The following is a 13,198-nucleotide window of genomic DNA, read 5'->3' on the forward strand; positions in this document are numbered from 1 at the left end:
TGCAGGCAAGATGATTTCCGAATGCTGCCGCTCAAGGGCGAAGACCGCAGGTTAGCCAGATTTTCTGGTCGCAGATCACCGGATCTGTTCCCCACCGGCCAACCGAAACCACCGCGAACACCTCCCCTTGCAGATATGAATATGACGTTATAACCTCTTGTCAAAGAATGCTACCCGGGAACATAATCAGATCAGTTGGAGGACCTATTTCATGAGACTCGTCTGGACGATCAAATACGCGCTCGCTGCCGGCATCATGGCGCTGCCGACAGCGGCTTTTGCCGAAGCAGTCAAAATCTCCTACCTCACCCATTGGGCGCCCGAGACCGTTGCCCTTCTGGAAGAGGCAGCGACGGAATATGCCAAGACCAATCCTGATGTGGCGGTGACCGTCAGGGCGGTCCCGTTCGGCGATCTCCTGACCACGCTGCGCTCGCAAGGCGGCGGCGCGGACGGCGCGACCATTGCCGGCATCTACGATCTGTGGCTGCCCGAACTCGCGCGCGACAAACTGGTGACGCCTGCACCTGAAACGGTCGCAACCGAGGTGAAAGGCGCCTGGCCAGCGGGTGTCGTTTCGGCGGCAAGTGTCGGCGGCACGCTTTACGGCATCCCCAACGAGATCGACGTTTACGCACTCAACTACAACAAGGCGCTGTTTGCAGAAGCAGGCATTTCAGGCCCACCCAAGACCTGGGACGAATTCAAGGACGCCGCTGCCAAACTGACCAAGAAGGACGCCGGCCAGCAGGGCTTCGGCATGATCAACTCCTGGGCGGCAGGCGTCGTGCATCCGTTCTCCTCGCTTCTCGTCTCCAACGGTGGCGATCTCGTCACCGACGGTAAGCCGATGCTTGATAGCAAGGCTGCCGGTGAGACGTTCCAGCTTTACGAAGACCTGATCAAGGCCGGGTCCACCGATCCGGCAATGGCCACCGCCGACGCGAATACGACCGGGCCGTTCCTCGACAATTTCGTCTCCGGCAAGACCGGCATGATCATCATGGCCAACTGGTGGGAAAGTGCGCTGAAGACGGGCATGGGCAACAAGTTCTCCAACATCGCCACCGCGCCCATTCCGGTCGGCCCGAACGGCGACAAACCGCGCTCCATCTCCTATTCGTGGATGACGGTGGTCAATGCCGGTGCCGGCGAGGCCGAGCAGAAAGCGGCCTGGGATTTCCTTGCCTGGCTGAACGGCGCGAAATCGGGACCGAACGGCTCATCGGCAATGGCCAACATCCTGATGTCGATGGGTATCCTGCCCTCACGCACCTCCGACGTGGATGCGTTCAAGGACAAGCTCGGCTCCGAGTTCCTCTCCGGCTATGTCAGCGTGCTGGCAGACGCCAAGCCGTTCCCGGTGGTGCTTGGCGGCCAGGAGTTCAGCGAATCCCTGCAACAGACGATCGAGGCGCTGCAATACGGCCAGGTTTCAGCCAAGGATGCGCAGGCGAACGCACAGACCGACGCAGTCTCCATCCTGGAACGCGCCGCAAAATAACCGGTCGGCCCGGGCAAGCGGGAGCCGTCTACCGATGGCTCCCGCAGCATTTACGCAGCATTTACAAGGCAGCTTCATGACTACTTCCTATCGCGGCTCCGTGTGGGTGATGCTCACCCCGGCCGTTGCCCTTATCGGCGTATTCATCTTGCTGCCGATGGCGCTTACAATCTGGCTGTCTTTGCAGGACTGGTCGACACAGACCGGATTCCAGACCGCGCGCTTTGTCGGGCTCGACAATTTCCTTGAGATTTTCGGCCCGACCTCGATCGGCCGCGACTTCAAGGGCGCTTTCGTCAACACGGCAATCTACACGGCCTTGTCCGTTATACTGATCCTGCCGCTTTCCGTCGGGCTCGGACTGCTCGTCTACCAGCGCAATGTTGCAGGCGGCAATTTCCTGCGCGCCGTTCTGTTCTCGACCTATATGGTGCCGATGATCGCGGTAGCCCTCGTCTGGTCGAAGCTCTATTCGCCGAGCGAAGGCCCGTTCAACCAGATGCTTGGCTGGATTGGGCTTGGGGGCCAGCCATGGCTTTCCTCACCTGGAACGGCGTTGATATCCATTGTCTTCCTCAATGTCTGGCAGCAGGTCGGATATTTCACCGTGCTGGTCATCGCAGGCCTGACGCAGATCCCGCGTAGCCTCTATGAAGCCGCCTGGATCGACGGGGCCGAACCCCATCAGCAGTTTTATGCGATCACCCTACCGCTGCTACGCCGCACACTGCTGTTCAGCGCGGTGATTGCCGTCATCAATGCCGTGCAGGTTTTCGAGCCGGTAGCGCTGATCACCCAGGGCGGTCCGGTCGGCTCGACCAATGTGCTGACCTACCATATCCGCCGGGTCGGCATCGAGCGCGCGCAAGGCGGCTTGGGGTCTGCCATGGCGGTAACGTTGATGCTGTCGCTGATCATCGTGATCTTCGCCCTGTTCGCCTTTGCCAGACGGAAGGACGAAGAATGACTGCCACGACCAATCAGGCGCCGACGCGGGGGCTGATTTTCCGCAGGGTGCGGCCTACGGGCGGCGACGTGATTGTTGCGACGCTAATGCTGGTCGTGGTCGTCGCATCGGCCTTTCCGCTTGTCTGGATGGTGCTTTCAAGCTTCAAGACGACTGCCGAAACCATGCAGGTGCCACCCGTCTGGCTGCCGCGCTCCCCGAGCTTCGATGCCTATGACAAGGTTGCCGGTGTCATCAATGTCGGCCGCTCGATGTGGAATTCGCTCGTCATTGCTTCGGTGACGACCGCCGGCATCCTGCTGACCAGCCTGATGGCAGGCTATGCCTTCGCCAAATACCGTTTTCGGGGCAGCAACCTTCTCTTTGCACTGCTGATCGCCACGATGTTCCTGCCGCCCATCGTGACCCTCATTCCGCTCTATCGGATCGTCGGTTCGCTCGGGTTGAATGCGAGTCTAGGCGGCGTAATCCTGCCCAACCTTGCCAACGCTTTCGGCATCTTCCTGATGCGCCAGTTCATTGCCGGCGTTCCCGACGACCTGATCGATGCGGCACGGGTCGATGGCGCGTCAGAACTGCGCATTCTCTTCAGCATCGTCGCCCCAAGCGTGATCCCGGCAATCGCAGCACTGGCGCTGTTTGCCTTCGTCTATCACTGGAACAGCTATCTCTGGCCTTTGACCGTGCTTCAGGGCAACAGCGATCAGTATCCGATCGTCATCAGCCTGAGCCGGCTCCTGAGCTACAACCGTGGCGCCATGAACACCGGCCTCGTCATGGCCGGGGCGACGCTTGCTGTACTTCCGCCGCTTGTCCTGTTCGTCTTCCTGCAACGCTTCTTCGTCGACAGCATCGTCGGCTCCGGCGTAAAGGGCTGAAGGAAGGCTTACTGACGTGCGTCGATCAGGCTGCGTCGGCCGGCTTTTCCTTCTTCCGGTTCTTTTTTACCTCCAGAAGGATTTGACGCGCGGCCTCGGCCTCGCCTTTGCTTAGCCCGGCAAGAAGCCGATCGGCGAAAACAACCGGCTCATCCAGTTCGTTGTCCCAAACGGTCCACAGATCGGTTGGCTCCAGGACAAGTTCAAAGCGCTGTTTCATATTGGGCTCCAAGAGAGCGCCTCAAAGGCGAGGCACCCATGGAGCGTGCGTGATTCTGCTCAACGAAAAATTAGCAAAATCAATAAGATAAGATTAGAATTTTAATGATTGCTGATAAAGTTTATCAGTATTTGCTATCGTTATGGCGCTCAGCCGGCGGCTCGAAGCGCATTCCTTTTCGGAGGATTTACAGCAGCATTCCAGCCGCGAGAACTGCACCCAATATTGCGATCGCAATCAAAACCCATGCGGCGATCTGCAGGCGCCTATGTCGGCGCACCTTGGTGCCGGTCCAATCGTAAGGGGATTCGTAGTTCATCGTTCCGATCTTTCGATCAGCACCAGTCAACGAACATTGCCCGTCGACCGGTGCTGAAATGCGCACTCAATACACAGCGCTCGAAGAAAGATGCCGGACGTATGGTTAAGAACCTCTGAACAAAGCCGTCAGCCCGCGTGCAGTCCACCGAACTGCACAACGCAGAACAATTCAGCGGTTGACAACTCCCGGCAAATTCATCCACCCTTGAGCCTCACCAGGGGAGTCCCGACAAGGGGCTGAGATACTGCTGGCTCTCGCAGCGCAGTGACCCGTTGAACCTGATCCAGTTCATACTGGCGTAGGGACGGTGCGGAAGCTTCGCGGGTCGCAGACCCAAGCAGAATTATTCCGGGCAGATTCCCGGATTCGGCAGGCGAAGCCTCTCTATCCTCCTTTCGGCATAGGACTGGGTCTCCAATGCGACCAAGCAAAGGAGGTCCATATGAATGCCTTGACCCCAACCGTGACCGTCGGCGAACTGCCGGCGTCTCGCAAGATCCACAAACCCGGTGTTATCCATCCCGACCTGCGTGTTCCCCTGCGCGAAATTTCAGTGCATCCGAGCGCGGGCGAACCGCCAGTGACGGTCTATGACCCTTCCGGCCCCTACACCGACGCGAGTGTTACGACCAATATCGAGGGAGGCCTTACGCGCCTTCGCGAAGACTGGATCGTCGCGCGTGGCGATGTCGAGCGCTACGAAGGCCGCGTCATAAAACCGGGAGACAACGGCTTTGTTTCCGGAAATCGGCTGACGCCGGAATTTCCGGTGCGCAACCAGCCTTTGAAGGCAAAGGGCGGCCGTGCGGTCACCCAGCTTGCCTATGCCCGCGCCGGCATCATCACCCCTGAAATGGAGTTCGTCGCCATTCGCGAGAATCTCGGACGCGATAGGGCGTATGCGGCTCTGGAGCGCGACGGCGAAAGTTTCGGAGCGGCGATCCCCGACTATGTCACACCGGAATTCGTGCGCGACGAGGTTGCACGCGGTAGGGCGATCATCCCCTCCAACATCAATCATCCGGAAAGCGAGCCGATGATCATCGGCCGCAATTTCCTGGTCAAGATCAACGCCAATATCGGCAATTCTGCCGTTACCTCGTCCATGGCCGAGGAGGTCGAAAAGATGGTGTGGGCGATCCGCTGGGGTGCCGACACGGTGATGGACCTGTCCACCGGCCGCAACATCCACAACATCCGCGAATGGATTATCCGCAATTCACCCGTGCCGATCGGCACCGTTCCGCTCTATCAGGCGCTGGAGAAGGTGAGCGGCATCGCCGAAGACCTGACCTGGGAGGTCTACCGCGACACGCTGATCGAGCAGGCCGAGCAAGGGGTCGACTATTTCACCATCCATGCCGGCGTGCGGCTGCCCTACATTCCGCTGACCGTCAATCGCGTCACCGGCATCGTCAGCCGCGGCGGGTCGATCATGGCCAAATGGTGCCTTCACCACCACAGGGAAAGCTTCCTCTACGAGCATTTCGAGGAAATCTGCGACATCTGCCGCGCATATGACGTCGCCTTTTCACTCGGCGATGGCCTGCGCCCCGGCTCCATCGCCGACGCCAACGATGCCGCGCAATTCGCCGAACTGGAGACACTTGGCGAACTGACGCAGATCGCCTGGGCGAAGGATTGCCAGGTGATGATCGAGGGCCCCGGCCATGTGCCGATGCACAAGATCAAGGAGAACATGGACAAGCAGCTTGCCGTCTGCGGCGAGGCCCCCTTTTACACGCTTGGACCGCTCACCACCGACATCGCGCCCGGCTACGATCACATCACCTCCGGCATCGGTGCAGCCATGATCGGCTGGTTCGGCACGGCGATGCTCTGCTATGTCACGCCGAAGGAACATCTTGGCCTGCCCGATCGCGACGACGTCAAGACAGGCGTCATCACCTACAAGATCGCAGCCCACGCCGCCGATCTCGCCAAGGGGCATCCAGCGGCAAAGATCCGCGACGATGCTTTGTCGCGGGCGCGTTTCGAGTTCCGCTGGGAGGACCAGTTCAATCTCTCGCTCGATCCCGAGACGGCGCGGTCCTTCCACGACCAGACGCTGCCCAAGGAGGCGCACAAGGTCGCGCATTTCTGCTCTATGTGCGGGCCGAAATTCTGTTCGATGCGCATCTCGCATGACATCCGCGCTGAAGCGCAGAAGGAAGGCATGGCGGCGATGGCAGCGAAATATCGCCAGGGCGGCGACCTCTATATGCCTGTCGATGAAGCCGAAAAACCTACCGTCGAAGCGGCGCCGGTGCCATGAAAGCGCTGGTCAAGGGGGCCGGCGTTGCCGGCCTCACTGCCGCCTACGAGTTTGCGATGCGGGGGGCGATCGTTACCGTCGTCGACCCGCGCTGCGACATGACGCGCACCGCATCGTGGTTCGCCGGCGGCATGTTGGCACCCGACTGTGAGCGCGAGAGCGCGGAGCAGATCGTCCAGGATCTCGGCCTCGATGCCGCCGACTGGTGGGAAACAGTTTTGCCGGGCCATGTCACCCGTGCCGGCACGCTGGTTGTGGCTGCGGGCCGCGATACCAGCGAATTGGCCCGCTTCGCCTCCCGCTCGAACGGCTTCCAGACTTTGGGCGACGAAGAGATCAGCACGCTGGAGCCCGATCTTGGCGGTCGTTATCGCCTGGCGCTGCATTTTGTCCGTGAAGCACATCTCGACCCGCGCGCGGCACTCACAGAGCTTCGCGACAGGCTGGAGCGAAAAGGCGTGTCGTTCGTCGAAAGCGAACCTGGGTGGACGAAGCGTTTCGACGTCACCATCGACTGCACAGGCGTGGCAAGGGCAAAGGCCGATCCGCAACTTCGTGGCGTGCGCGGTGAAATGCTCATCCTTCACACGCCGGATGTTTCGCTGTCGCGTCCCATCCGGCTGCTGCATCCGCGCTTTCCCGTCTATGTCGTCCCGCGTGACGATCACCGCTTCATGGTCGGCGCGACAATGATCGAAAGCGATGCCACCGGGCCGATCACGGCGCGCTCGATGATGGAACTGTTGAACGCCGCCTACACCGTCCATCCCGCTTTTGCGGAAGCCGAGATCGTTGAGAGCGGGGTCGGCATCCGCCCGGCCTTTCCCGACAATCTGCCGCGCGTGACGCGCAACGGTGACGTCATCCACATCAACGGGCTTTATCGCCATGGCTTCCTGCTGGCACCGGCCATGGCGCGGCAAGCCGCCGACCTGGCCTTTAGCCAAAACACGACAACGGAGCGCAACCATGAAGCTTGTCATTAATGGCGAGGTGCAGGAGGTGGCGGCCGACACTCTGGCAGCGCTGATGGCTGAACTCGACTACGCGGGGAACTGGCTGGCGACGGCCCGTAACGGCGAAGTCGTTCCGGTAGCGGAACGACAACTTTGCCGGCTGGCGGATGGCGACCGCATCGAAATCCTTTCGCCTATGAAAGGAGGCTAAGCGATGCTTTCCCTTTACGGAACCGAAATGTCCTCACGGCTCCTGCTTGGCACGGCACAGTACCCTTCGCCCACGATATTGGGTGACGCCATCAAAGCCTCGCGAGCGGAAATCGTCACCGTCTCGTTGCGGCGCGAGGCGGCAGGCGGCAGGACAGGCGAAAAATTCTGGTCGCTGATCCAGTCGCTCGGCGTTCGCGTGCTTCCCAATACCGCAGGCTGCCATTCGGTCAAGGAGGCGGTCACCACGGCAAAAATGGCGCGTGAGGTCTTTTCAACCAACTGGATCAAGCTCGAGGTGATCGGCAACCACGACACGCTGCAGCCGGACGTTTTTGGCCTGGTCGAAGCCGCGCGTATCCTTGCCGCTGATGGCTTCCAAGTATTTCCCTACACCACGGACGATCTCGTAGTAGCAGAGCGCCTACTTGAAGCAGGCTGCAAAATCCTGATGCCATGGTGCGCGCCTATCGGCTCGGCGCGCGGGCCACAAAATGTCGAGGCCTTGCGCAGCCTGCGGGGTCATTTTCCCGATACGCCGCTCATCGTCGACGCCGGCATCGGCCGGCCATCTCACGCAGCAACCGTCATGGAGCTCGGTTTCGACGCCGTGCTTCTCAATACGGCTGTGGCCAAGGCAGGCGATCCCATCGGCATGGCAACCGCTTTCGCCAAGGCGATCGAGGCCGGGCGCGCTGCATTCCTCGCCGGCATGCTCGAACCGCGCGACATGGCCGTTCCTTCGACCCCCCTCATTGGCAAGGCCGTATTCTCGTGAAGCTCGATCCTTTCTATCTCATCGTCGACAGCGCCAGCTGGATCGAGCGGCTGGTGCCACTCGGCGTCAAACTCGTACAGCTCCGCATCAAGGACATGGAAGAGCCTGCCCTGCGGCGTGAAATTCGTGTCGCCAAAACCATCTGTGCAAGGCATGGGTGCCAGCTCATCGTCAACGACTACTGGCAATTGGCGATCGAGGAAGGCTGCGATTTCGTCCATCTCGGGCAGGAAGATCTAGCCACCGCCAACCTTGCGGCTATCAGGCGAGCGAGCATCAGGTTCGGCCTGAGTACGCATGATAATATCGAACTCGAAACAGCGCTGGCCGCCGCCCCGGACTATATCGCGCTCGGCCCGATCTATCCGACGATCCTGAAAGCCATGAAATGGGCGCCGCAGGGGCTCGACCGCATCGCCGAGTGGAAGACCCGCGTTGGGGACCTTCCACTCGTCGCTATCGGCGGCCTGAATATTGAGAGAATCGATGGGGCGTTCGCTCACGACGCCGATAGTGCCGCGGTCGTCACCGACATTACGCGCAATTCTGATCCCGAGGCGCGCACCCGCGAATGGATCGCGGCGACCGCGCGATGGCGCTGAAAGGCGATCCGCATGTCCTGATCGTCGCCGGCTCCGATTCCTCAGGCGGCGCCGGCATCGCGCGCGATATTGAAGCGGTTTCTGCGGTCGGGTTGCGTACCTGCCTTGCGGTTACCGCCGTGACCGTCCAGATGCATCACTCGGTCGACCACATCGAATACATTGCCCCCGATCTCGTGGCTGCGCAGATGCGCGCCGCGCTGGTGTCCAACACAATCGCTGCAATCAAGGTGGGAATGCTCGGCATGATGGGAACCGTCGAAGCCGTCGCCTCCGTATTGTTGGAGCACCCATCCGTCCCGGTGGTTCTCGATCCTGTTCTGGCTTCCTCCTCAGGACGGTTGCTTCTGGCGCAAGAAGCCATAGACACCATGAAAACCGACCTCATGCCGCTTTGCCGGCTCGTCACGCCGAACTTGCCCGAGCTTGCCATTCTCGCCGGCACGCTGCGTGCCGGCGATGAGTCGGAAGCGTTCGATCAGGGCCGCTCACTGCTCAATTCAGGTTTGCGAGCCGTACTGATCAAGGGCGGTCATTCCGCGGGGCCGAATTCGACTGATATCCTGCTGTGCCCCGGTAAAAACCCGATCCGCTTCGACGCCCCCCGCCTGGCCGGAGAGATGCGTGGGACCGGCTGCATGCTCGCCAGCGCGATTGCCGCGCATCTGGCGCGTGGCAAAGCGCTCGAAGACTGCGTTCGCAGCGCAAAACGCTACGTCTTCGACCGCTATCGTCAGCTCGCCTGATCGACAGGTTCGGACCCAAGCCCGTTTACCGCTTCGTCATGGCAGCCGAAGCGGCCTTCCCCATCGTCATTTACGGGCAACGATTCCCGGGCAGATTTTTGTAGGTACGCAGGTCAAAAACTGCCAAGGATACGAACATGGTGGCCATCAGTGCGAATCTGGGCCGCGGTTGGGAGATCAGGACGGGACAAGACAGCCAGGCGATGAAAGAGACCGAAAGACCCCACGAGCGTCACGCCATCGCCGCCGACCTTATCGCCGTTCTGGTCGCCGTCACGAATGGCCAGCCTTCGGTTCTGACCATCCAGCAGGCCAGCGCCCTGCCCTCGGGTCCGTTCGAACTCAGCCACCGCTCGCTGCAATCGGGACTGCGGGACTGGGTCGAACAGCAGACCGGCCATCCGCTCGGCTATATCGAGCAGCTCTATACTTTTGCCGACCGCGACCGGACCGGCGGCGAGCGCACGCAGCGCGTCATCTCGATCAGCTATCTCGGCCTGACCCGTGAGGACCAGGCGGACGGTGCGAAACAATCCGGCTGGCGCAGCTGGTACGATTATTTTCCATGGGAAGATCACCGCGCCGGGCCGCCATCGATCCTGTCCGAAGTTCTGGCGCCCCGCCTCCGGCTTTGGGCCGACGAAGCAGACGATGTGGAAACACGCCGCGACCGCTGGCAGCGCGCGAGCATTGCCTTCGGCCTGGACGATCGCGGCTGGAACGAGGAATTCGTTCTGCAGCGCTACGAGCTACTGTTTGAGGCCGCTCTCGTCGAGGAAGCGCTGCGCGGACGCAAAAGCAGCAACGCGCAACTCATCGCCGGCCGGTCGATGATCGCCGACCACAGGCGCATTCTCGCAACCGGCATTGCGCGGCTGCGAACCAAGATCAAATACCGTCCGGTCGTGTTCGAACTGATGCCGCCTGTGTTCACGTTGTTGCAATTGCAACGCGCCGTCGAGGCGCTGGCCGGACTGCTCGTTCACAAGCAGAACTTCCGCCGCCTCATCGAACAGCAGGACCTTGTCGAGGAGACAGGCGAGACGACCTCCGACACCGGCGGGCGTCCGGCCAAGCTGTTTCGCTTTCGTCACGCCGTGCTGGCGGAACAAACCGTCGCAGGAACAAAATTGCCCCTTTCGCGGACTTGACAATCCTTATGCTCAAGGTAAGCATATGCCTATCTTATACTCACTTAGAGCATAATAAGGGTGGAAAATGTCCGGCATGTCGCTTACCTCAGCCTCGCTCTACGACCGGGTTCAGCGGGTCATTCCGCCGATGGAATGGCCGGTCTTTTCGGACGACATAGACGCTATCATTGCGCTCAAGCGCGAGCGCAATGCCGTCATCCTGGCGCATAATTATCAGACCCCGGAAATCTTCCATTGCGTCGCCGACATCGTCGGCGACAGTCTGGCGCTGGCCCGCAAGGCCATGACGGTCGAGGCCGACGTGATTGTTCTTGCCGGCGTGCATTTCATGGCCGAGACGGCCAAGCTGCTCAATCCGGGCAAGACGGTGCTGATCCCCGATATGGCGGCCGGCTGTTCGCTGGCCGACTCGATTACGCCCGAGGACATTCGCCTGCTGCGCCAGCGCTATCCCGGCGTGCCCGTGGTCACTTATGTCAACACCTCGGCTGCGGTGAAGGCCGAATCCGACATATGCTGCACGTCCGGCAATGCGAAGGCCGTGGTCGAATCGCTTGGCGTGCCGCGCGTGCTCATGCTGCCCGACGAATATCTGGCGCAGAACATCGCCGCCCAGACGGACGTCGAGATCATCGCCTGGAAGGGCCATTGCGAAGTGCATGAGCGCTTTACGCCGGCCGACATCCGCGAGCTGCGCGAGGCTCACCCCGGCATCACCGTGCTCGCCCATCCCGAGTGCCCGCCGGAGGTTGTCGCGGAAGCCGACTTTGCCGGCTCCACCGCGGCCATGTCAGATTATGTCGGGCAGAAAAAACCGGCGCGGGTCGTGCTGATTACCGAGTGCTCGATGAGCGACAATGTCGCCGTCGACCATCCAGATGTCGATTTCATCCGCCCCTGCAATCTGTGCCCGCATATGAAGCGCATCACGCTCAGCAACATCCGCACTGCGCTGGAAAAAAATCGTCACGCCGTGACGATCGATGCCAGTGTAGCAGTTCGTGCGCGGCTCGCCGTCGAGCGCATGCTGGCGGTATGATCACGGACGCTCACGATCTTTCCGGCCGGCCGATTGTCATCGGTGGCGGTATTGCCGGCATGATGACGGCGCTGGCACTGGCGCCCGAGCCGGTCGTACTGCTCACCAAGGCGCCTCTCGGCGCGGAGGCATCCAGCGTACTCGCCCAGGGCGGGTTGGCGGCAAGCCTCGGCGCCGACGACAGCCCGGCACTCCACCTTGCCGATACACTGGCCGCCGGCGACGGGCTCTGCGACGCAGCAACAACGAAGCGAATTGTCGAGGCGGCACCGGCAGCGATCGAAGCGCTTGAGCGCCTTGGCGTCGCCTTCGACCGAACGCCATCCGGGACGATGCGGCTCGGTCTCGAGGCCGCTCATTCACACCGCCGCATTGTTCATGCGGCAGGCGATGCCACCGGCTCGGAACTGGTTCGCGCGCTTGCTGCCGCCGTCCGTCGCACACCGTCGATCACGGTTCTCGAAGGCTTGGAAGCGCGTCGACTGTTGACCGAAGACAATGCGATGGCCGGCGTGCTCGCCGCTGGAGCAACTGGCGACATCGCGCTTTTGACGGGAAGGGTCGTTCTTGCCACCGGCGGCGTCGGCGGGTTGTTTCATGACACTACCAATCCACTCGGCAGCTTCGGCCAGGGGCTGGCACTGGCTGCGCGGGCTGGTGCTGAACTTTCCGATCTCGAATTCATCCAGTTTCATCCGACCGCTTTGGACAGCCCGACTCGGCCAATGCGGCTTATCAGCGAGGCGGTGCGCGGCGAAGGCGCAGTGCTGAACGATGAGAATGGCTTCCGTTTCCTAAGGGATTTGCCGGGCAGCGAACTGGCGACGCGCGATGCCGTGGCTCGCGGAGTCTTTCGCCATCTCGCCAAGGGCCACCGCGTCTTTCTGGATGCACGCGAAAAGCCCGGTGCGAATTTCGCCGCCCGCTTCCCGGCAATAGCCGGCTTCTGCCGTGAGATGGGACTGGACCCGGCGTTGGAGCCAATTCCGGTGCGGCCCGCAGCGCATTATCATATGGGCGGCATCGCCGTCGACGAAGCTGGCCGCAGTTCCATCACCGGCCTGTGGGCATGTGGCGAAGTTGCCGCGACTGGATTGCATGGCGCCAACCGCCTCGCCAGCAATTCGCTGACGGAAGCGGTGGTAATGGCCGGGTGGGTTGCTGCGAGCGTAGCTGAGACGACATCCTACTCCTGCCGGCCACCAATCCCCGCGCGCATACCACCACGACCCGACCCGTCTTCCGTGCGTCCGATTGTTTCTCGCGCCCTCGGCGTCGAGCGCAACGGTAACGAACTGCGCGATGCGATCGTGGCCCTCTTCCAACTGGCGTCGAGCCAGGATGCAGCCTCCGATCCGGCCATGGTCGGGCTGATGATGGCCGTCAGTGCGATACAGCGCCAGGAAAGCCGTGGCGCGCATTACCGGACGGATTTCCCCCAAAAGGCTGCCGTCGCACGACGCTCGTTTATCAGCCTCGATGAGGCGATCGATTTCGCAGGCAAACTGACGGACGACTTCCCAATCCAACTGGCCCGGAGTGCCTGA

At 61.3% G+C, this 13,198-nt stretch carries 13 protein-coding genes and 1 riboswitch; of the genes, 12 read left to right on the forward strand and 1 reads right to left on the reverse strand.

Annotation, left to right across the window (positions count from 1 at the left end):
- Nucleotides 1-211 precede the first annotated feature (211 nt).
- The 3 genes from WBQ96_RS09000 (at nt 212) to WBQ96_RS09010 (ending at nt 3,349) form a co-directional block, all read left to right on the forward strand.
- Nucleotides 212-1,504, forward strand: a complete 1,293-nt coding sequence (locus tag WBQ96_RS09000) for an extracellular solute-binding protein (protein WP_442920810.1) — start codon at nt 212-214, stop codon at nt 1,502-1,504.
- Nucleotides 1,505-1,580: 76 nt separating this feature from the next.
- The gene (locus tag WBQ96_RS09005) at nt 1,581-2,471 is read left to right on the forward strand and encodes a carbohydrate ABC transporter permease (RefSeq protein WP_336549338.1); all 891 of its coding nucleotides are present in this window, start codon (nt 1,581-1,583) and stop codon (nt 2,469-2,471) included.
- On the forward strand, nt 2,468-3,349 hold the full coding sequence (locus tag WBQ96_RS09010) for a carbohydrate ABC transporter permease (protein ID WP_165121144.1): 882 nt from the start codon (nt 2,468-2,470) through the stop codon (nt 3,347-3,349). The genes WBQ96_RS09005 and WBQ96_RS09010 overlap by 4 nt, the downstream gene beginning before the upstream one ends.
- A gap of 25 nt (nt 3,350-3,374) precedes the next feature.
- Here the strand turns inward: WBQ96_RS09010 and WBQ96_RS09015 are convergent, their stop codons facing one another.
- Complete coding sequence (locus WBQ96_RS09015; RefSeq protein ID WP_165121143.1) at nt 3,375-3,569, reverse strand: hypothetical protein; 195 nt, start codon at nt 3,567-3,569, stop codon at nt 3,375-3,377.
- 528 nt (nt 3,570-4,097) lie between these two features.
- Nucleotides 4,098-4,214, forward strand: a riboswitch (TPP riboswitch).
- A gap of 119 nt (nt 4,215-4,333) precedes the next feature.
- Here WBQ96_RS09015 and thiC point away from each other — a divergent pair.
- From thiC to WBQ96_RS09060, 9 genes are all read left to right on the forward strand, one after another.
- Nucleotides 4,334-6,166, forward strand: coding sequence for a phosphomethylpyrimidine synthase ThiC (thiC, locus tag WBQ96_RS09020; RefSeq protein ID WP_336549341.1), 1,833 nt, complete (start codon nt 4,334-4,336; stop codon nt 6,164-6,166).
- Complete coding sequence (gene thiO, locus WBQ96_RS09025) at nt 6,163-7,152, forward strand: glycine oxidase ThiO (protein ID WP_336549342.1); 990 nt, start codon at nt 6,163-6,165, stop codon at nt 7,150-7,152. The genes thiC and thiO overlap by 4 nt, the downstream gene beginning before the upstream one ends.
- Nucleotides 7,136-7,333 (forward strand): sulfur carrier protein ThiS, encoded by a 198-nt coding sequence (gene thiS, locus WBQ96_RS09030; protein ID WP_336549343.1) that lies wholly within the window; start codon nt 7,136-7,138, stop codon nt 7,331-7,333. The genes thiO and thiS overlap by 17 nt, the downstream gene beginning before the upstream one ends.
- 3 nt (nt 7,334-7,336) lie before the next feature.
- Nucleotides 7,337-8,110 carry a thiazole synthase gene (locus WBQ96_RS09035; protein ID WP_336549345.1) on the forward strand — a complete coding sequence of 258 codons (774 nt, stop codon included), beginning with the start codon at nt 7,337-7,339 and terminating at the stop codon, nt 8,108-8,110.
- Nucleotides 8,107-8,712, forward strand: a complete 606-nt coding sequence (locus tag WBQ96_RS09040) for a thiamine phosphate synthase (protein WP_336549347.1) — start codon at nt 8,107-8,109, stop codon at nt 8,710-8,712. The genes WBQ96_RS09035 and WBQ96_RS09040 overlap by 4 nt, the downstream gene beginning before the upstream one ends.
- Nucleotides 8,703-9,458, forward strand: a complete 756-nt coding sequence (locus WBQ96_RS09045) for a hydroxymethylpyrimidine/phosphomethylpyrimidine kinase (protein ID WP_337035879.1) — start codon at nt 8,703-8,705, stop codon at nt 9,456-9,458. The genes WBQ96_RS09040 and WBQ96_RS09045 overlap by 10 nt, the downstream gene beginning before the upstream one ends.
- Before the next feature lie 203 nt (nt 9,459-9,661).
- Nucleotides 9,662-10,609, forward strand: a complete 948-nt coding sequence (locus WBQ96_RS09050) for an NUDIX hydrolase (protein ID WP_336549533.1) — start codon at nt 9,662-9,664, stop codon at nt 10,607-10,609.
- Nucleotides 10,610-10,676: 67 nt separating this feature from the next.
- A complete protein-coding gene (nadA, locus tag WBQ96_RS09055) occupies nt 10,677-11,651 on the forward strand; it encodes a quinolinate synthase NadA (RefSeq protein WP_336549352.1) in 975 nt (324 codons plus the stop codon).
- Nucleotides 11,648-13,198, forward strand: a complete 1,551-nt coding sequence (locus WBQ96_RS09060) for an L-aspartate oxidase (RefSeq protein WP_336549355.1) — start codon at nt 11,648-11,650, stop codon at nt 13,196-13,198. The genes nadA and WBQ96_RS09060 overlap by 4 nt, the downstream gene beginning before the upstream one ends.

The sequence above is a fragment of the Mesorhizobium sp. CCNWLY176 genome, assembly GCF_037153935.1.
Taxonomy (GTDB): Bacteria; Pseudomonadota; Alphaproteobacteria; order Rhizobiales; family Rhizobiaceae; genus Mesorhizobium_M; species Mesorhizobium_M zhangyense.